Origin of the sequence: Streptomyces marinisediminis (assembly GCF_026262575.1) — a bacterium.
GTDB lineage: Bacteria > Actinomycetota > Actinomycetes > Streptomycetales > Streptomycetaceae > Streptomyces > Streptomyces marinisediminis.
The window spans coordinates 252,647-270,633 of the sequence record NZ_JAPKFL010000005.1 but is presented as its reverse complement, the minus strand read 5'-3'; the positions used below and the strand labels follow the sequence as shown (position 1 = coordinate 270,633).

At 76.8% G+C, this 17,987-nt stretch carries 16 protein-coding genes; 11 read left to right on the top strand and 5 right to left on the bottom strand.

Annotated features, from left to right (window positions below; all coding sequences use genetic code 11):
* Positions 1 to 292 precede the first annotated feature (292 nt).
* Positions 293 to 742: a PTS sugar transporter subunit IIA gene (locus OSB71_RS06550; RefSeq protein WP_265945199.1), complete on the top strand. Its 450-nt coding sequence runs from the start codon at positions 293 to 295 to the stop codon at positions 740 to 742.
* A gap of 87 nt (positions 743 to 829) precedes the next feature.
* Positions 830 to 2,497, top strand: a complete 1,668-nt coding sequence (gene ptsP / locus OSB71_RS06545; protein WP_265945197.1) for a phosphoenolpyruvate--protein phosphotransferase — start codon at positions 830 to 832, stop codon at positions 2,495 to 2,497.
* 91 nt (positions 2,498 to 2,588) lie between these two features.
* Here the strand turns inward: ptsP and OSB71_RS06540 are convergent, their stop codons facing one another.
* On the bottom strand, positions 2,589 to 4,604 hold the full coding sequence (locus OSB71_RS06540; RefSeq protein WP_265945195.1) for an acetoacetate--CoA ligase: 2,016 nt from the start codon (positions 4,602 to 4,604) through the stop codon (positions 2,589 to 2,591).
* A gap of 231 nt (positions 4,605 to 4,835) precedes the next feature.
* On the opposite strand from OSB71_RS06540, the gene OSB71_RS06535 reads away from it, so the two are divergent.
* The 3 genes from OSB71_RS06535 to OSB71_RS06525 all read left to right on the top strand — a co-directional run bounded on the left by OSB71_RS06535 (position 4,836) and on the right by OSB71_RS06525 (position 7,493).
* Positions 4,836 to 5,645: a hypothetical protein gene (locus OSB71_RS06535; RefSeq protein WP_265945193.1), complete on the top strand. Its 810-nt coding sequence runs from the start codon at positions 4,836 to 4,838 to the stop codon at positions 5,643 to 5,645.
* 79 nt (positions 5,646 to 5,724) lie between these two features.
* Positions 5,725 to 6,540, top strand: a complete 816-nt coding sequence (locus OSB71_RS06530; protein WP_265945191.1) for a M15 family metallopeptidase — start codon at positions 5,725 to 5,727, stop codon at positions 6,538 to 6,540.
* A gap of 221 nt (positions 6,541 to 6,761) precedes the next feature.
* Entirely contained in the window at positions 6,762 to 7,493 is a 732-nt protein-coding gene (locus OSB71_RS06525) for an MIP/aquaporin family protein (RefSeq protein WP_265945188.1), read from the top strand.
* A gap of 8 nt (positions 7,494 to 7,501) precedes the next feature.
* On the opposite strand, the gene OSB71_RS06520 is transcribed toward OSB71_RS06525, so the two are convergent.
* The 4 genes from OSB71_RS06520 to OSB71_RS06505 are packed head-to-tail and all read right to left on the bottom strand — an operon-like array spanning position 7,502 to position 11,685.
* Positions 7,502 to 8,113 carry a GTP-binding protein gene (locus OSB71_RS06520; RefSeq protein ID WP_265945186.1) on the bottom strand — a complete coding sequence of 204 codons (612 nt, stop codon included), beginning with the start codon at positions 8,111 to 8,113 and terminating at the stop codon, positions 7,502 to 7,504.
* Positions 8,094 to 8,552, bottom strand: a complete 459-nt coding sequence (locus OSB71_RS06515; protein WP_265945184.1) for a DUF742 domain-containing protein — start codon at positions 8,550 to 8,552, stop codon at positions 8,094 to 8,096. Before OSB71_RS06515 ends, OSB71_RS06520 begins: the two co-directional genes overlap by 20 nt.
* A gap of 11 nt (positions 8,553 to 8,563) precedes the next feature.
* Positions 8,564 to 9,004: a roadblock/LC7 domain-containing protein gene (locus OSB71_RS06510; protein ID WP_265945182.1), complete on the bottom strand. Its 441-nt coding sequence runs from the start codon at positions 9,002 to 9,004 to the stop codon at positions 8,564 to 8,566.
* Positions 9,001 to 11,685: a nitrate- and nitrite sensing domain-containing protein gene (locus OSB71_RS06505; RefSeq protein WP_265945179.1), complete on the bottom strand. Its 2,685-nt coding sequence runs from the start codon at positions 11,683 to 11,685 to the stop codon at positions 9,001 to 9,003. The genes OSB71_RS06510 and OSB71_RS06505 overlap by 4 nt, the downstream gene beginning before the upstream one ends.
* 242 nt (positions 11,686 to 11,927) lie before the next feature.
* Between OSB71_RS06505 and OSB71_RS06500 the strand changes: the two genes are divergently transcribed.
* The 6 genes from OSB71_RS06500 (at position 11,928) to OSB71_RS06475 (ending at position 17,974) form a co-directional block, all read left to right on the top strand.
* Complete coding sequence (locus OSB71_RS06500; RefSeq protein WP_416237204.1) at positions 11,928 to 12,257, top strand: hypothetical protein; 330 nt, start codon at positions 11,928 to 11,930, stop codon at positions 12,255 to 12,257.
* Between the two features lie 602 nt (positions 12,258 to 12,859).
* Positions 12,860 to 13,099 (top strand): hypothetical protein, encoded by a 240-nt coding sequence (locus OSB71_RS06495; protein ID WP_265945177.1) that lies wholly within the window; start codon positions 12,860 to 12,862, stop codon positions 13,097 to 13,099.
* Between the two features lie 264 nt (positions 13,100 to 13,363).
* Positions 13,364 to 14,455 (top strand): polyprenyl synthetase family protein, encoded by a 1,092-nt coding sequence (locus OSB71_RS06490; RefSeq protein ID WP_265945175.1) that lies wholly within the window; start codon positions 13,364 to 13,366, stop codon positions 14,453 to 14,455.
* A complete protein-coding gene (gene crtI / locus OSB71_RS06485; protein WP_265945173.1) occupies positions 14,452 to 16,005 on the top strand; it encodes a phytoene desaturase family protein in 1,554 nt (517 codons plus the stop codon). The genes OSB71_RS06490 and crtI overlap by 4 nt, the downstream gene beginning before the upstream one ends.
* Positions 16,002 to 16,979, top strand: a complete 978-nt coding sequence (locus OSB71_RS06480) for a phytoene/squalene synthase family protein (RefSeq protein ID WP_265945171.1) — start codon at positions 16,002 to 16,004, stop codon at positions 16,977 to 16,979. The genes crtI and OSB71_RS06480 overlap by 4 nt, the downstream gene beginning before the upstream one ends.
* Positions 16,976 to 17,974, top strand: coding sequence for a Rieske (2Fe-2S) protein (locus OSB71_RS06475; RefSeq protein WP_265945169.1), 999 nt, complete (start codon positions 16,976 to 16,978; stop codon positions 17,972 to 17,974). The genes OSB71_RS06480 and OSB71_RS06475 overlap by 4 nt, the downstream gene beginning before the upstream one ends.
* The last annotated feature ends 13 nt before the right edge of the window (positions 17,975 to 17,987 follow it).

Sequence of the window (17,987 nt, the reverse complement as noted above, 5' to 3'; positions counted from 1 at the left end):
AACTTTCCGGTCCGTTTCCCCGCTTCCGTGTCCCGTTCGAGGCGCACGGCAAGGGGCCGGAGATTCTCCGGAAGGATTCTGGAGTTCGTCGGGCGCCACCCGGATACGCGCTCGGCGCCGGGCAGGGGGTCGACAGTACAGGGCACCGCTCCGGCGGTGCAAATCGCGCCCCGGCAGCCCGCCCGCACGCTCCTGCGGAACCCGTCACTCCGATGACTTAGGCTGCTGAACGGACGCCGTCCGGGACAGGAAGAGGCGGCGGCTGAACGACACCGCCCCTGGAGGCTTCCCCATGACGACCGTGACGTCCCCGCTGGCCGGACGCGTCGTCGGGCTCGCTGCCGTGCCCGACCCCGTTTTCTCCGGCTCCATGGTGGGCCCCGGTACCGCCGTCGAACCCGCGCGTGGCGCCACGGTCGCCGTGGCCCCGGTGGACGGCGTCATCGTGTCCCTGCACCCGCACGCCTTCGCGATCGTCGACGACGAGGGGCACGGAGTGCTGACACATTTGGGCATCGACACCGTGCAACTGGGTGGCGAGGGGTTCGAGCTGCTCGCCGCCAAGGGCGACACCGTCCGGCGCGGGGACGCCATCGTGCGCTGGGACCCGGCCGCGGTGGAGCGGGCCGGCAAGTCGCCGATCAGCCCGGTCGTCGCGCTGGAGGCCTCGGCGGACGCACTGTCCGAGATGGTGGAGGACGCCGACGTCGCCACCGGGGACGCCCTGTTCCGCTGGAGCTGAACCGCACCGCGCCCCGCCACCGGCGCCGGGGCGCCCACCAGACGCACCGCGGTGCACGGGTCACCGCACGAACCGGAGACGGGTGAGATGGACAAGCTGCAAGGCGTCGGCGTCAGCCACGGGGTCGCCGTCGGACAGGTACGGCACATGGGCACGGCCGTGCTGGAGCCCCCGGCGCGGCAGATCGACGCCGAGGAGGCGCCGCGTGAACAGCAGCGTGCCCGGCAGGCCGTGGAGGCGGTCGCCGCGGACCTCACCGCGCGCGGCGAGCTCGCGGGCGGCGAGGCCCAGGCCGTGCTGGAGGCCCAGGCGCTGATGGCGCAGGACCCGGAGCTGATCGCCGACGTCGAGCGGCGGGTCACGGTGGGCGGGACCGCCGAGCGCGCGGTCTACGACGCCTTCTCGACCTACCGCGAGCTGCTGGCCGGTGCCGGCGAGTACCTGGCCGGGCGGGTCGCGGACCTGGACGACGTGCGCAACCGCATCGTCGCGCGCCTGATGGGCGTGCCGATGCCGGGCGTTCCCGACAGCGACGAGCCCTACGTGCTGGTCGCGCGGGACCTGGCCCCGGCCGACACGGCGCTGCTCGATCCGGCGCTCGTCCTGGGGTTCGTCACCGAGGAGGGCGGCCCCACCAGCCACAGCGCGATCCTGGCGCGCGCGCTCGGAGTGCCGGCGGTCGTGGCGCTGCCGGGGGCGGGGGAGCTGGCCGAGGGCGTGGTCGTCGCCGTGGACGGCGCCAACGGCGAGGTCGTCGTCGACCCGGACGAGGCGGAGCGCGAGCGGCTGGTCCGGGTGGCGGCCGAGCACCGGGCGGCGCTGGCGTCGGCCTCGGGCCCGGGGGCGACCTCCGACGGTCACAAGGTGCCGCTGCTGGCCAACGTGGGCGGCCCGGCGGACGTGGCCGCGGCCGTCGAGGCCGGGGCGGAGGGCGTGGGTCTGTTCCGCACCGAGTTCCTGTTCCTGGACGACAGCGAGCGGGCGCCGTCCGAGGAGAAGCAGGTGGCCGCCTACCGCGCGGTGCTGGAGGCGTTCCCCGAGGGCCGGGTCGTGGTGCGGGTGCTGGACGCGGGGGCGGACAAGCCGCTGGCGTTCCTCTCCCCGGGCGAGGAGCCGAACCCGGCGCTGGGTGTGCGCGGCCTGCGCACGCTGCTGGACCACCCCGAGGTGCTGCGCACGCAGCTCACGGCTCTGGCGAGGGCGGCCGAGGGCCTGCCGGTGTACCTGGAGGTCATGGCGCCGATGGTGGCCGACCGGGCGGACGCCCGGGCCTTCGCCGACGCGTGCCGGGAGGCGGGGCTGACGGCCAAGGTCGGGGCGATGGTGGAGATCCCGTCGGCCGCGCTGCGGGCGCGCTCGGTGCTCCAGGAGGTGGAGTTCCTGTCGCTGGGCACCAACGACCTGGCGCAGTACACCTTCGCGGCCGACCGCCAAGTGGGCGCCGTCGCGCGGCTGCAGGACCCGTGGCAGCCCGCGCTGCTGGACCTCGTGGCGCTGTCGGCGGAGGCGGCGAAGGCCGAGGGCAAGAGCTGCGGGGTGTGCGGCGAGGCCGCGGCCGACCCGCTGCTGGCCTGCGTGCTGACGGGGCTGGGGGTCACCAGCCTGTCGATGGGTGCCTCGGCCATCCCGCACGTGCGCGCGGCGCTGGCGCAGCACACGTTCGCCCAGTGCGAGCGGGCGGCGTCCGCGGCCCGGGCCGCGGACGGCGCCGAGCGGGCGCGGCAGGCGGCGCGGGCGGTGCTCTCCGGGGAGTGAGGCCCGCCCGGCACGGCCCGCCCGCGGCACACGGCCCGCCCGTCGCACCGACGACCGGTGCGGCGGGCGGGCCGTTTCCCGTGGGCCCGGTTCAGCCCCGGGTGGCGGCGCGCTCGCGGCCGAGGCGCTCGTAGACGCGCAGGAGCTCGACGTCGTCGACGGACCCGGGGTTGACGCACCGGTCGAGGGGCGTGCCCTGCAGGAGCCGCTTGACGGGGACCTCCAGGCGCTTGCCGGTGAGGGTGTGCGGGACGGCGGCGACCTCGACGACCTCGTCGGGTACGTGGCGGGGTGAGAGCTGTTCGCGGAGGGTGCGCTTGATCCGCTCGCGCAGGGCGTCGTCCAGGACGGCCCCGGGGGCGAGGTGGACGAACAGCGGCATCCAGTAGCCCCCGTCGGCCTCCTCGACGCCGATGACCAGGGACTCGCGGATCTCCGGGAGGCGTTCGACGGCCTCGTAGATGTCGGCGGAGCCCATGCGCACGCCCTGCCGGTTGAGCGTGGAGTCCGAGCGGCCGTGGATGACGACCGAGCCCCGGTCGGTGAGGGTGATCCAGTCGCCGTGGCGCCACACGCCGGGGTAGGTCTCGAAGTAGCTCTCGCGGTAGCGCGCGCCGTCGGGGTCGTTCCAGAACCGCACGGGCATCGAGGGCATCGGGTTGGTGACGACGAGCTCGCCCACCTCGCCGGTCAGCTCTCTGCCCTGCGGGTCCCAGGACCGCAGGTCGGTGCCCAGGCAGGCGGCCTGGAGCTCACCGACGTGGACGGGGAGGGTGGGGACGGCCCCGGCGAAGCAACTGCACACGTCGGTGCCGCCGCTCACGGAGGCGATCCACAGGTCGGCGCCCACCTCGTCGTGCAGCCAGCGGAAGCCGTCCGGGGGGAGCGGGGAGCCGGTGGTGGCCACGCAGCGCAGGGCGGAGAGGTCGGCGTCGCGGCCGGGGTGGACGTCGGCCTTGCGGCAGGCCATGACGTACGCGGCGGAGGTGCCGTAGAAGGTGGCGCCGGTGCGCTCGGCGACGCGCCACTGGGCGTCGGTGGTGGGGTGGCCGGGGCTGCCGTCGTAGGTGATGACGGTGGTGCCGGTCAGCAGGCCGGAGACGAGGAAGTTCCACATCATCCAGCCGGTGGAGGTGTACCAGAAGAAGCGGTCGCCCGGTCCGAGGTCGCAGTGCAGCCCGAGCTGTTTGAGGTGTTCCAGGAGGATGCCGCCCTGGGACTGGACGATGGCCTTGGGCAGCCCGGTGGTCCCGGAGGAGTAGAGCACCCACAGGGGGTGGTCGAAGGGGACCTGCTCGTAGACCGGCTCGGGGTCGCCGGCGGTCAGCGCGGCCCACTCCAGCGCGCCGTCGGGCGCCTCGGTGCCCAGCAGCGGCACGTGGACGACGGCGCGCAGGGTGGGCAGCTCGCGGCGCAGTTCGGCGACGACGTCGGCGCGCGGGTGCTCCTTGCCGCCGTAGCGGTAGCCGTCGACGGTGAACAGCACCACCGGTTCGACCTGCTGGAAGCGGTCCAGCACGCTGCGGGCGCCGAAGTCGGGGGCGCAGGAGGTCCACACCCCGCCGACGGCGGCGGTGGCCAGCAGGGCGACGGCGGCCTGCGGGATGTTGGGCAGGTAGCCGCTGACCCGGTCGCCGGGGCGCACGCCCAGGCCGCGCAGTTCCGCGGCGAGTGAGGCGACCTGGCGGCGCAGCTCGGCCCAGGCGAGCGGCTGCGGCTCCTGGCGCTCGTCGACGTGGACGAGGGCCGGCTGCCGTGCGCGGGCCGGGTCGTCGGCGGCGCGCAGGGCGTGCTCGGCGTAGTTGAGGGTGGCGCCGGGGAACCAGCGGGCGCCGGGCATCGCGCGGTCGGCGAGCACGGTCTCGTACGGGGTGGCGAAGCGGACGTCGAACCACTCGGTGACCGCCTGCCAGAAGGCGGGCAGCGCCTCCACGGACCACCGGTGCAGGGCCGCGTAGCTCGCGGCCGCGTCGCCGGGGTCGGGGGCGGGCGCGCCGTGCTGCTCGGCGGCCCAGGCGTGGAAGCGGGTGAGCTGGGCGCGCGCGATGCGGTCGGGTCCCGGCTGCCACAGGGGGCGGGGCTGGGGCGCGGTTGCTTCGGCGGTCATGGGGCGGCTCCCGGACGGTGTACGCGAGGGTGTGCGTGCGTGGCGCGCACGAGCGGCAGGGTGTGCGCGTGACGCGGCTGTGCAGGACGATGCCATGGGATGATCCGCGGCACCAGGGGCGCCATCCCATATCGGGACGTCCTGGTACGCGGCGCAACGCCCGCGGTCGCTTCGGTGAACACAGGTTGAACGGCGCCGTGCCGGTGGTGGTCCGGTGGCACGCTGAGCAGCATGGACGCGAGGGGCCTGGACGGGCCGACGGGGTGGGGCGCGGCGCCGCGGCGGTTCGGGGCACCGCTGGGGCGGGCGGTACGGCGGTGGGCGCGGACGGCGGCGGCCCGGGTGGGTGAGGCGGCGCCCGGCGCGGAGCGGCTGCGGGTACGGGCACCGGGGGCGGTGGTGGGTGCCGAGCCGGAGCCGGGCGGGGGGCGCGTCCGCTTCGAGCGGTCGGTGCTGCGGGTGCGGGTGGCGGCGGGCGGCGCGGTCTTCCTCGGGTGGGACGGCGCCGAGCCCGGCGCGGGCGGGGCGGGCGGGCCCCGCGAGCCGGACGCGCGGGCGACGCTGGAGCCGGACACCGAGCACGGCTGCCGGCTGGTCTCCCAGCGGGTGCTGGTGGTGGTCACCCGGCGGGGCGAGGTGCGGCTGCGCACGCCGGGCGGGGTGCTGCTGCGCCAGGACGCGCCGCCGCTGTGGTGGGAGCGGGAGGCGGGCGGCCAGGGCCCGTGGCTGCTGCGCTCCCGCCTGGCGGCCGACGCGCGGGTGCTGGACGCGCAGGGAGGCGCCGTGCACGACGGCGCGGCCGGTCGGGTGCAGCTCGTGCTGGCCTCGGCCGGGGCCCATCTGGTCGGCCACGAGGGTCCGGTGACGGGGCGGCTGACGGTGCGTGCGGGGGCGGCGGGGGCCGGATCGGGGCACGACCGGCCGGGCCGTGCGGAGCTGCGGATGGCCGGCGGGGCGCCGTGCTACTGGCTTCTGGTGGGTTCACCCGACCGGGTGCTGCGCGAGTGGGCGGCGCTGGAGGGGCGGCCCGGGCGGGGGTGAGCCGTTGCGCGCGCTCCGTTCGGGGCACCGCGCGGCGGGGGCGCTTGGGGTACGGCGCCCGGTGGTGCAGGGTGCGGGCATGCGAGGTGTGGTGGCGGTGCTGGTGTGTGCGGCGGCCCTGCTGGCCGGGGTGCCGCCCGCGGGGGCCCGGGACGCGCAGCGGGCTCCCGTGGGATTCGTGGCGCTGGACGCGGTGGCTCCCGGGGTGCTGACGGACCTGCGGTACCACGGCTCGCACAACTTCCTGGGCGAGCCGGTGGTCGGTTACCGCGAGCCGGTGTGCCTGCTGACGCGGGAGGCGGCCGAGGCCGTGGCACGGGTGCAGCGGGCGGCGCTGCGCCGGGGGTACTCGCTCCAGGTGTACGACTGCTACCGGCCGCGGCGCGCGGTGGAGCGGTTCGTCGCGTGGGCCGGGGACGCGCGGGACACGCGGACCAAGGCGGAGTTCTACCCCCGCGTGCCCAAGGAGCGGCTGCTGGCCGAGGGCTACATCGCCGAGCGCTCCGCGCACAGCCGGGGCTCCACGGTGGACGTGACGCTGGTGCGGCTGCCCGTGCGGCCGACGCGGGCGTACGTGCCGGGGGAACCCCCGGTGCCGTGCTACGCGCCGCGCGCCGCGCGGTACCCGGACGCCTCGGTGGACATGGGCACGGGGTACGACTGCTTCGACCGGCTCGCGCACACCCTCAGCCCGCACGTCACACCGGCGCAGCGGGCCCACCGGCTGCTGCTGCGGCGGCTCATGGTGCTGGCGGGGTTCGCGGATCTGCCGCAGGAGTGGTGGCACTTCACCTACCGGGCCGAGCCCTACCCCGACCGCTCCTTCGACTTCCCCGTGGCCCGGGGGTCGCTGCCGGCCTCCGGCCCCTCCCGGCCGCCGTCCCGGGCGGCTTGACGGGGTGGCGGGGCGGGTGAACACTGCCGGATGCGCCGCCGCGCCAAGTGGCGGGCACGGGCGCGCCGGTCACGGCCGGCCGGCTCACGCTGGTCGCGGGTGCGGTGCGGGCGGCGGCCGTCGGCCCGCTGCCGGGCCGGGCGTGCCGATGTGCGCACGGGGAGCACCTCGCAGGGTGCCCGGGGCGACCGCTCCGGGCGAGGCACGCACGAGGAGCCGTCATGGACTATCCCACCGGTGACATCTTCGTCGGCGAGATCATCGGCACCGCGATCCTCATCCTGTTCGGCGTGGGTGTGGTCGCGGCCGTGACGCTCCGCCACTCCAAGGCCGAGGCCGGGGGGTGGATCGTCATCTCCTTCGGCTGGGGCTTCGGCGTGCTCGCCGGAGCGTACACGGCCGGCCCGCTCTCGGGCGGGCACATCAACCCGGCGGTCACCTTCGGCATCGCGGTGGAGAGCGGGGACTGGAGCAAGGTGCCCGTCTACGTGGCCGGGCAGCTCGTCGGGGCGATGCTGGGCGCGGCGCTCGCCTGGGCGGCGTACTACGCGCAGTTCCAGGCCAACGCGGACAAGGAGAACGCGGCGCCGACGCTGGGGGCCTTCGCGACCGGGCCGGAGATCCGCAAACCGCTGGTCAACCTGCTGACCGAGATCATCGCGACGGTCGCCCTGGTGCTGCCCGTCCTGGCGTTCGGGCTGACGCAGGGGCTGGGCACCTCGGGCACGCAGACGCTGATGGTCGCCCTGCTGGTGGTGGGCATCGGCCTGTCGCTGGGCGGGCCGACGGGGTACGCGATCAACCCGGCGCGCGACCTGGGTCCGCGCATCGTGCACCAGCTCCTGCCCATTCCGAACAAGGGCGGCTCGGACTGGGGTTACGCCTGGGTTCCGGTGGCCGGTCCGCTGATCGGCGGCGTCCTCGGGGCGCTCGTCTTCAACGTGGCCTTCTGAGCGGCCCGCTACGGGGCGGCGGGCAGGTGCTGCCGCGCCGCGGCGGTGCGCAGGGAGTGTTCGACGAGGGCGACGAGCACCTCCCGCGCGGACTCCCGGCGGCGTGCGTCGCACAGCAGCAGGGGCACGTCCGGGTCCAGGTCCAGGGCGGCCCGCACGGTCGGGACGGGGTGGGTCGGCGCGCCGTCGAAGAGGTTGACGGCGACGGCGAAGGGGATGCCGCGCCGCTCGACGTAGTCGATGGCGGCGAAGCTCTCCTCCAGGCGCCGGGTGTCGACCAGGACGACGGCGCCCAGCGCGCCCTGCGCCAGCTCGTCCCACAGGAACCAGAACCGGTCCTGCCCCGGGGTGCCGAAGAGGTACAGGACCATGGAGGCGCTGAGGGTGATGCGGCCGAAGTCCATGGCGACGGTGGTCGTGGCCTTGGCCTCCACGCCGCCCAGGTCGTCGTAGGGGCGGCCGGCCTCGGTGAGCGCCTCCTCGCTGCGCAGCGGCTTGATCTCGCTGACCGCGCCGGTGAAGGTCGTCTTACCGACGCCGAAGCCGCCGGCGACCAGGATCTTCAGCGCGGTCGGCGCGGGGGTGGGCCGGGCCCCCGGCTCAGAGCGCCCGAAGGCCATCGATTACCTCTCGCAGAACGGTCTCGTCCGGCAGCTCGGCCGGGGGGACGGGGCGGGTGACGCGCACGAGCTCGGCGGTGACGAGGTCGGAGACCAGGACGCGCACGACCCCGACGGGCAGGTCGAGGTCGGCCGCCAGCTCGGCGACCGACTGCGGGTCCCCCGAGCACCGGCGCACGATGGTCAGGTGCTCGGGGGCGAACCCGGTGGCGGGGGTGGGCCCGGCGGGGCCGGGGTGCACAGGGTGGCCGGGCGCGTCGTCCTGCGCCCGGTGGTCGGCCGGTGCCGCGTGCTCGGCGCGTTCCAGCGCGTCGTCGTCGGCGGTGACCAGGGCGATGAGGTCCAGGCGCAGCCGCGCGTCGGGGCGGGTGCGGCCACGCGTCATCGCGTAGGGCCGCACCACGGGTCCGGCCGCGTCGTCGAACCAGGCGTCGGTCATGCGCCGCCCCTTCACCCTCCGCCCGGCACGTCGCTGCGCGGCGCGGTGCCCAGGTGGACGCCGACCCGCTTGACGAGCAGCGTCATCTCGTAGGCGATCTGGCCCACGTCGGACTCGGCTTCGGCCAGGACGGCCAGGCAACTGCCGTCCCCGGCGGCGGTGACGAACAGGAAGGCGTCGTCGAGCTCGATCACCGTCTGGCGGACGCCGCCCACGCCGAAGTGGCGGCCGACGCCCTTGGCCAGACTGTGGAAGCCGGAGGCCACCGCGGCCAGGTGTTCGCCGTCCTCCCGGGACAGGTCCCGGGAGGCGCCCCGGGGCAGGCCGTCGCCGGAGAGGACCAGCGCCTTTCGGATGCTGCCGACCCGCCCCACGAGGTCGTCCAGGAGCCAGTTCAGCTCTCCGGAGCCCTGTTCTTCGGCGTCGTGGGCCGTCGCTTTCGGTGCGGTCATCGACCGTCCCCTTCGGGTGTGGTTCCGTCGTTGTGCTGGCGTCCGCGCTGCCAGCCGCGCTGGAGCGCGGCCATGCGGTCGCGGACCTGCTCGGCGTCCCGGTCGGCCGGCTCGGGGGCCGGGCGGCCGGGGTCGTCGGCCGGGAGCGGGCCGCCGGGTGCCGGTTCGTCCGCGTCCCGGTGGTCCTCGCGGAGCTGCGGGGCCAGGCTGGCCTGGCGGCGGCGGCGCGGCAGCCCGCCGACCGTCCGCGGCGGCTCGGGCTCCTCGGCCGGGCGGGGCCCGCCGGGCCCGGCCGCTCCGCCGGGGTGGCCGGGGTGGTCGGGGTGGCCGCCGGGTCCGCGTCCGGTGTCGGTGCCGGCGTCCCGCGCCGGGCGGACGGGACGGCCGTGGTCGGCCACCAGGACCGGCCGTCCCGCGGTGCCGGAACGGCGGCGGGGCAGGGCCGCGGGCTCGCCGCGGGCGGCCTGGCCGCCGGCCTCCGGTGCGGTCCGCTCCTCGCGGCCGTGGTGCTCCTCGGGGGGCGCGGTGGTGGCGCCCCGCTCGCGCAGGGCGCGGAAGAGGCTGCCGATGCCGTCCGCCGGGGTGTCGTCGGGGCGGCGCCGTTCGCCGTCGTCGAGGTCGTCGAGGTCTCCCAGCGGGCCGTCCAGCTCCACCGGGCGGCCCCGGCCGCGCAGGGCGCCGCGGGGGCGGCCGACGCCGAGGGCCGCGGCGAGGTCGCGCTGCGGGGCGGCGGGGACGCGGGCGAGGGCCGGGGGCCGCTCGTCGTCGCGGTCGGCGGCCGGGTCGGTGCCGTCGGTCTCGGTGAGCACCGAGCCGGGGATGAGCACGACGGCGGTGGTGCCGCCGTAGGGGGACGGCTGCAGGGACACCCGCACGCCCTGGCGCTGGGCCAGGCGCGCGACGACGAACAGGCCGAGCCGGTCGGTGTCGGACAGCTCGAACTCCGGCGTCTCGGCGAGCCGGAGGTTGGCTTCCAGCAGGGCGTCGGCCGGCATGCCCAGGCCTCGGTCGTGGATCTCCAGGGTGAAGCCGTTCGCCACGCGCTCGCCCCTCACCTGTACGGCGGTGTGCGGCGGCGAGAATGCGGTGGCGTTCTCCAGGAGTTCGGCGACGAGGTGGGTCAGGTCGCCGACGGCCGGACCGTCGACGGCCAGCGGCGGCAGGCGCCGTATCTCGATGCGCTCGTAGTCCTCGACCTCGGCGACGGCGGCCCGCACGACGTCCATGAGGCCGACCGGGCGGCGCCACTGCCGGGAGGGCGCGGCTCCGGAGAGGATGACCAGGCCCTCGGCGTGGCGGCGCATCCGGGTGGTCAGGTGGTCCAGCCGGAAGAGGTCGGCCAGTTCGTCGGCGTCCTCGGTGCGGCGTTCCATGGTGTCCAGGAGCGCGAGCTGGCGGTGGAGGAGCACCTGGCTGCGGCGGGCGAGGTTGACGAAGACCTCCGAGACGCCCCGGCGCATCTCCGCCTGCTTGACTGCGGCCTCGACGGCGGCGCGCTGGAGGGTGTTAAGGGCCTGCGCCGCCTGGCCGAGCTCGTCGGGGCCGTACTCCAGGCGGGGCGCCTCGGTCTCCACGTCCACCTGCTCGCCGGCCGCCAGCCGCCGCATGACGCTGGGCAGCCGCACGCCGGAGACCTCGTGGGCCTCGCGGCGCAGGACGCCCAGGTCCCGCACCAGGCCGCGGCCGATGCGCAGGGAGACGACGATGGACAGCAGGACGGCGAAGAACCCGACGACGCCGGCGAGTCCCGCCCGGAGGAACACCGACCGGGCGGCGGGCTCGACGCGTTCGGCCAGCCGGTCGGCGGCCTCGCCGTTCATGCGGTCGAGGTCCTTGAGGACCGCGCTGGTGGCGGCTTCCCAGCGCTCGGAGTCGAGCGCCGCCACGGCTCCCTCGGGCCCCGCCGCCAGGGCCGCGTCCTCGGTCTCGGTGAGGATCTGGCCGTTGGCGCCGTCCCAGTAGTCGCGGAAGGCGCGCCGCTCCTCGTCGGGCAGGACGGCGAGGTTGGTGCTGTAGGTGACGCGGCGTTCGGCGATGCGGTCGGAGAAGGCGCGCAGCTCCCGCTGGGTCATGCGCCCCGCGGACAGGGCGCCGGCCAGCAGGGCGTCCTCGCGGGAGAGGAGCTCCCGGGCGCGGCTGAGACCGACGAGCGCCTTGCCCTCGCGGTCCAGCGAGGCGTCGCGCAGCGAGTGCAGCGTCACCAGCAGGTCGTGGCAGGGGTCGATGACGGACGTGTAGGCGGCGAACGCCCCGTCCCGGGTGGCGGTGTTGCGCTCGACCTGGGTGCGCACGGTGGCCAGGCCGTCGAGTTCGGTGAGCAGCGTCTCCAGGCGCCGGCGCGCGTCCGGCGGCATGTCACCGCGGAACTCCCCCGCCCTCTCGCGCAGTTCGCCGACGGCCTGGTCGGTCTCCGTCTGCTGGAGCGTGAGGTGGGACAGGGCGTCGGAGCGTCGCGGGTCGGCGAGGTGGACCAGGACCTGGCGGCGCTCGTCCTGCACGGCCTGGACGGCCTCCTCGGCGGGCCCGGCCAGTTCGGCCACCAGCCGGGCGGTGCGCGTGAGGTGCACGGCCTCGCGCCCGGTGAGGTAGGTGGCGAAGGCCCAGATGGTGGTCAGCGTGACCAGGGGCACGAGCAACAGCGCCACGATCTTCCGGCGGATGGTCTTCCCGCGAAAGCGCATGGCCTCCCCTACGTCGACAACGCCACCGGGTCGGCGCTGGTCCTCGGCTGGTGCGTGGTTCCTGGGTGGTACGCGGTCTCAGCCCGGCGGTCGGGCGCGAGCCTACTACTGCGCGGTGGGGAACTCGTAGATGTGTCCGGGCCGTGGCCCGTTCGAGCGGGCCCGGCTCGTCCGGAAGTTTCCGGTGATGCGCTGACAATCCGCTCGGCGACGTGATACGGAAACCGGTTGCGGGACAGTGGGTGACGACGAAGGACGACGAAGGGGGAACGGGGTCCATGAAGGGCAAGCCGCGGCTTCCCGACCCGGTGCGGGCGGCGGCCGTGCGGGCGGTGATCGTGGTCGCGCTGACGCTGGTGCTGGTGATGGTGGCCGTGCTGTGCGCGCTGGCGGAGGTGTGGGCGGCGTTCCCGGCGATGCTGAGCGCGGTGGGCGGCACGGTGGCGGCGACCTGGGCGGTGCTGGACGTGTGGGTCACCCGCCAGGCGTGGGCGCAGCGCTACGGCGTGGTGTCCGAGCCCAGCAGCGTGGCCCGGGAGCGGCGGCCCCGGCGCGCGAACCGGCCGGTCTGACGGCACCGCGCGCTGGCCCGGGTGCGGCGGGGGCCCGGCGCCGCCACGGCCCGGGGGCGCCCCCGCCCTGGCCGGACGGGCTCCTCCGTGCTGCCCGGGTGCGCTCCACAGCTCTGGCCGGACGTGTGCTCCCCCGCTCTGGCCGGACGTGCGCTCCGGCCGCGGCCGGAGCGCCCCAGCGTGACGGGCCGCCCGGTGCCCGACGGACCGGGGCCGGGGCGCGGGCACGTGTGCGGCGTCCGGTCCCGGCACCCGGCCCGTGGCCGGTACCCGGCGCGCTCCCGGCCGGTGGCCGGGCACGACGCGGGGAGGCCGCGTCCACCGCGGGCGCGAGGGCCGACGGAGAGGCGGCGCGGGGGTGAACTTCGGCCATTCTTCGGGTGGCGCCCCGCTCCGGGTTTCCGCCGGCCGCCGCGCACCCCCGCCCTCGCGGAGCGTCACGAAGCCGAGGTCCGGGGCGCATCCCCGCCACCCGGAGTTCGCCAGGGGGCCGCCGCCGACCGGGTGCATCGGCCCGGGACACGTTTGGTACCAGGCGACGGAGGTATCCGTGGTCGGGTCCGGCCGCCTCGCGGCCAGCCCGGCACACGAAGGAGTTCCGCATGATCGTCAAGAAGATGCATGATGCCGGCGTGCGCAGCGAGCACGCCTACCTCGGGGCTTTCGTCTCGATCGGCGGCGCGTTCGCCACGTGGCTGACCTCGACCAAGGCCGAGCGCGCCGGCCTGGACCGCGCCGACCGCTGGGGCATCTTCATCGGAGAGTGGGCCCCCACCTTCTTCGCCCTCGGCATCGCGCTGTCCCAGTACGAGCAGCAGGAGGGCGTGCTGGGCTCGAAGTAACGGCCGGGCGGCTCGCCACCTCCTGGGGTGAGGCGCCCGACCCCTGCTCACACCGCCGCTCCCGCGCAGGCCCACCGCGCTCCCGGCGGTGCCGTGATCAGCAGCGCGCCGAAGGGAGCCGCGATGCGGCACCAGACCACGACGGCCACCTCTCAGCCCACCGCCCCCGCGCCCGCCCCGGGAGCCCGCCCCGGCCCGCCGCTCAGCGGCCAGCGCCGTCCGTGCCCGGGGGGCGGGCCGGGGCCTTTGGGCACCGTGGCCGAGGTGCCCGCGGCGGTGGAGGGCGTCCTGCGCCAGTACCTGGCCGAGCGCGCCGCGCAGGCCGACGGCGTCAGCGGGCGGTTCGCCGAGGAGGTCGCCGAGCTGGTGGCGCGGTTCGCGCTCGGGGGCGGCAAGCGGCTGCGCCCCCGGTTCCTGTGGTGCGGCTGGCGGGCCGGGGGGCCTGGCGCCGCGGAGGAGCGGGCCGTGCTCCGGGTGGGGGCGGCGCTGGAGCTGCTCCAGGTCTGCGCGCTGGTGCACGACGACCTCATGGACGCCGCCCCCCTGCGGCGCGCGAAGCCCTCGGTGCACGTGGAGTTCGCCGCCCGGCACCGGGCCCGGGGACTGCGCGGCGCGGCCGAGGAGTTCGGGGCGGGCGCCGCGCTGCTGACGGGCGACCTCGCCCTGGTGTGGGCGGAGGACCTGTGGCACGAGGCCGGGCTGAAGGCGGCGGCGCGGCGGCGGGCGGGCGCCCTGTGGCGCGCGATGCGCACCGAGATGGTGGCGGGCCAGTACCTGGACCTGCACGGGCAGGCGGCCGGTGACTTCGACCCGCCCCAGGCGTTGCGCATCGCGCATCTGAAGGCGGGGCTGTACACCGTGCAGCGCCCCCTGGGCCTGGGCGCGGCGATCGCGGAGGACGGGCGGGTCCGCCAACCGGAGCTGCGGCGGGCGGGGCGCCGGGCGGGCGTCGCCTTCCAGCTCCGTGACGACCTGCTCGACGTCTTCGGCGACGGGTCCGCCACCGGCAAGCCGACCGGCGCGGACGTCCGGCAGGGCAAGCCGACCTACCTGATGGCCGTGGCCTTGCAGCAGGCGCGCGCCGGGCGCCGGCGGACGGCCGAGCGGGTGCTGACCCGGGCGCTGGGCGACCGCGCGCTCGGCGAGTCCGGGCTGGAGCGGGTGCGGGCGGTCCTCGTCGAGCTCGGCGCGCGGGCGGTGGTGGAGCAGCACATCGCGGACCTGGCCGCCGAAGCGCTGGCGGCGGTCGACGCGGCCGGCCTGACGGAGAGCGCGGCGCGGGAGCTCACCGGGCTCATCCGCTCGGTGGCGTGCCCGCCGGCCGTCACCTGGGCGCCGGGAGGTGCGCGGGGGTGAGGACGCTACGGGGCCCGAGCGACCACGTCGTGGTGGTGGGCGCGGGGCTGTCGGGCCTGTCGGCCGCCCTGCACCTGCTGGGCGCGGGCCGCTCGGTGACGGTCGTGGAGCGCGCGGACCGGCCGGGGGGCCGGGCCGGCCGGCTGGAGCTGGCGGGCTACCGGATCGACACCGGGCCGACGGTGCTGACGATGCCGGACCTGGTCGACGAGGCGATGGCCGCGGTGGGGCGGCGCCTGGCCGACCACGTGGAGCTGGTGCGGCTGGACCCGGCGTACCGCGCGCGCTTCGCGGACGGTTCCCACCTCGACGTGCACAGCGACCCGGCGGCCATGGAGGCCGAGGTCCACCGCGTGGCCGGCGCCCGGGACGCGGCCGGGTACCGGCGGATGCGGGGCTGGCTGGAGCGGCTCTACCGGGTGCAGATGCGGTCGTTCATCGACGCGAACTTCGACTCCCCGCTCGGACTGCTCGGCGCCGACCTGGTGCGGCTCGCGGCGCTGGGCGGCTTCGGCTCCTGGCACGGGCGCGTCGCGCACTTCCTGGACGACGAGCGCCTGCGGCGGGTCTTCTCCTTCCAGGCCCTGTACGCCGGGGTGCCGCCGACCCGGGCGCTGGCCGCGTACGCCGTGATCGCCTACATGGACACCGTGAGCGGGGTGTGGTTCCCGCGCGGCGGCGTGCACGCCGTGCCCCGCGCCATGGCGGACGCGGCCGCCGCGGCCGGGGCGCGGTTTCGCTACGGCACCGCGGTGAGCGCGCTGGAGCGGCGCGGCGAGCGGGCGACGGCCGTCGTCACCGGGGACGGTGAGCGCCTCGCGTGCGACGCGGTGGTCCTCACCTGCGACCTGCCGGCCGCCTACCGCCTGCTGGGCCGGACGCCGCGCCGGGCGGTGCCGCTGCGGTACGCCCCGTCGGCCGTCGTCCTGCACGCCGGGGGCACCTTCCGGCAGCCCGGACTGGGGCACCACACGCTGTCGTTCGGGCACGCCTGGCGGCGCACCTTCGACGAGCTCACGCGCACCGGGGAGCTGATGAGCGACCCCTCGCTGCTGGTCACCCGGCCCACGGCCACCGACCCGGGGCTGGCCCCGCCGGGCCGGGAGCTGTACTACGTGCTGGCGCCGTGCCCCAACCTGGTGACCGGCCGCCGGGACTGGGACCGGCTGGCCCCCGGGTACCGGGACCGGATCGTCGGGGAGCTGGAGCGCCGCGGGCTGACCGGGCTCGGCGCCGGGCTGGAGGTGGAGCACCTGGTCACGCCCGCCGACTGGGCGCGGCAGGGCCTGGCGGCCGGAACCCCGTTCTCCGCCGCGCACACCTTCGCCCAGACCGGGCCGTTCCGGCCGGGGAACCTGCCGCGCGGCTGGGGCAACGTCGTCCTCGCCGGGTGCGGCACCACCCCCGGGGTGGGGGTGCCGACGGTCGTTCTCTCCGGGAAGCTGGCCGCCGCCCGCGTCACCGGGGTCCCCGGGCGCCCGGCGGCGGCGACCGCGCGGCGGGCCCCCGCGCCCCGGGCCGCCGCCGCGACCGGCGGGGGCGGGCGATGACGGCCAGGGAGCTGGCGGCGGCGGGTGTCCGCGACGCACGGCTGCGGGCCGCCTACACCCGCTGCCGGCGCATCAACGCGCGGGGCGGGGCGACGTACTTCCTGGCCACCCGGCTGCTCACCCCGCGCCAGCGTCCGGCCGTCCACGCCCTGTACGGCTTCGCGCGCCACGCCGACGACATCGTGGACGCCCCCGGTGGCGCCCCCGCCGACGAGCGGGCCCGCGCGCTGGACGCGCTCGACGCGACGGTGCGCCGCGCGCTGGCCACCGGCCGCAGCGACCACCCGGTGCTGGCGGCGCTGGCCGACACGGTCGCCCGCTACCGGATCGACGCCGGCCACTTCACCGACTTCATGCGCTCCATGCGCATGGACCTGCACGTCACGGAGTACGCCGACTGGGAGGCCCTGCGCGCCTACATGCACGGCTCGGCCGCCGTCATCGGGCTCCAGGTGCTGCCGGTCCTGGGCACCGTCGTGCCGCGCGAGGAGGCGGCCGAGCACGCCGCGTCGCTGGGGGTCGCCTTCCAGCTCACCAACTTCCTGCGCGACGTCGGCGAGGACCTGGACCGGGGGCGGATCTACCTGCCGCGGGACCTGCTGGCCGCACACGGCGTCGACCGACCGCTGCTGGAGTGGTGCCGCGCGACGGGGCGGACCGACCCCCGGGTGCGCGGGGCGCTGCGGGCGATGATCGGCCTCACCCGCGACGTCTACCGGCACGCCGCGCGGGGCGTGCCGATGCTGCACGCGGTCTCCCGGCCGTGCGTGCGCACCGCGTTCGTCCTCTACCACGGCATCCTGGAGCGCATCGAGGCCGCCGACTACGCGATCATCGACCACCGCGTCGTCGTGCCGCGCCGCCACCGGGCCGGTATCGCGCTGGGCGGGCTGGCGTCCCTGACGGCCGGCCGGCTGCGCGGCGCCCTGGGCGCCCCGCCGTGGCCGGTGGCGCGCGGGAGGGGGGCGGCGTGAGGCGCCCCGGGTGGCGCAGCCCGGTGCGGCTGCTGCCCGCGCGTGCCTGGAGCGGCCAGGAGCCCACCTGGCGGGCGGCCCGCCCGCAGGTGATCGAGGCGGCGCTGAAGCGGGCCGGAGCCCGCCCGGCGGGCAACTGGTACGTGCTGTGTGCCAGCCGGGAGGTGCCGCCCGGCCGCCCGTTCGGGCGCACGGTGGCCGGGCGGGAGGTCGTGCTCTGGCGCCGGGAGGACGGCGGGCTGACCGCCGGGCCCGGGGCGTGCCCGCACCTGGGGGCGCCGCTGTGCCAGAGCCCGGTGGTGGACGGCCACCTGGTGTGCCACTGGCACGGACTGAGCCTGACCGAGCGCGGCGCGCCCGGCTGGGACCCCTACCCGGCGCACGACGACGGGGTGCTGGTGTGGGTGCGGCTGGACGGCGTCGGCGGGGAGCCGCCGCTGCCCGCGCCCCGGGTGCCGCGGCGGCCGCCGCGGCGCGCCTCGGTGGACGCGGTGACCACCGTCGTGGGCACGTGCGAGCCGGAGGACGTCATCGCCAACCGGCTCGACCCGTGGCACGGCGCCTGGTTCCACCCCTACGCCTTCACCCACCTGACCGTCGTCGAGGAGCCCGATCCGCAGGCCGGCGACCGGTTCGTGGTGGAGGTCGCCTACCGCCTGGGCCGCCGGGCGGCCGTACCGGTGCGGGCCTCGTTCACCGCGCCGGGTCCGCGCACGCTGGTGATGCGCATCCTCGACGGGGAGGGCGCGTCCTCGGTGGTGGAGACACACGCCACCCCGCTGACCGCGCCGGACGCGGCACGGCCGCGCACCGCGGTCGTCGAGGCGGTCGTCGCCACCTCCGAGCGGCGCGGCTTCGCGGCGGCCAGGGTGGCGTCCCCGCTGCTGCGGCCGCTCGTGCGCCGCGCCGCGGCCCGGCTGTGGCGCGACGACCTGGCCTACGCCGAACGCCGCTGGGAGCTGCGCGGGCAGGGCCGCTTCCCGGGGGCGACGTGAGCCGCGCGGCGCC

What these genes read in the sequence shown, in the direction of transcription:
- OSB71_RS06535 (WP_265945193.1), top strand. Translation starts at nt 4,836, where the DNA reads ATGGACGCGAGGGGCCTGGACGGGCCGACGGGGTGGGGCGCGGCGCCG.
- OSB71_RS06505 (WP_265945179.1), bottom strand. Translation starts at nt 11,685, where the DNA reads ATGCGCTTTCGCGGGAAGACCATCCGCCGGAAGATCGTGGCGCTGTTG.
- OSB71_RS06520 (WP_265945186.1), bottom strand. Translation starts at nt 8,113, where the DNA reads ATGGCCTTCGGGCGCTCTGAGCCGGGGGCCCGGCCCACCCCCGCGCCG.
- OSB71_RS06525 (WP_265945188.1), top strand. Translation starts at nt 6,762, where the DNA reads ATGGACTATCCCACCGGTGACATCTTCGTCGGCGAGATCATCGGCACC.
- OSB71_RS06510 (WP_265945182.1), bottom strand. Translation starts at nt 9,004, where the DNA reads ATGACCGCACCGAAAGCGACGGCCCACGACGCCGAAGAACAGGGCTCC.
- OSB71_RS06530 (WP_265945191.1), top strand. Translation starts at nt 5,725, where the DNA reads ATGCGAGGTGTGGTGGCGGTGCTGGTGTGTGCGGCGGCCCTGCTGGCC.
- ptsP (WP_265945197.1), top strand. Translation starts at nt 830, where the DNA reads ATGGACAAGCTGCAAGGCGTCGGCGTCAGCCACGGGGTCGCCGTCGGA.
- OSB71_RS06495 (WP_265945177.1), top strand. Translation starts at nt 12,860, where the DNA reads ATGATCGTCAAGAAGATGCATGATGCCGGCGTGCGCAGCGAGCACGCC.
- OSB71_RS06480 (WP_265945171.1), top strand. Translation starts at nt 16,002, where the DNA reads ATGACGGCCAGGGAGCTGGCGGCGGCGGGTGTCCGCGACGCACGGCTG.
- OSB71_RS06550 (WP_265945199.1), top strand. Translation starts at nt 293, where the DNA reads ATGACGACCGTGACGTCCCCGCTGGCCGGACGCGTCGTCGGGCTCGCT.
- OSB71_RS06540 (WP_265945195.1), bottom strand. Translation starts at nt 4,604, where the DNA reads ATGACCGCCGAAGCAACCGCGCCCCAGCCCCGCCCCCTGTGGCAGCCG.
- OSB71_RS06515 (WP_265945184.1), bottom strand. Translation starts at nt 8,552, where the DNA reads ATGACCGACGCCTGGTTCGACGACGCGGCCGGACCCGTGGTGCGGCCC.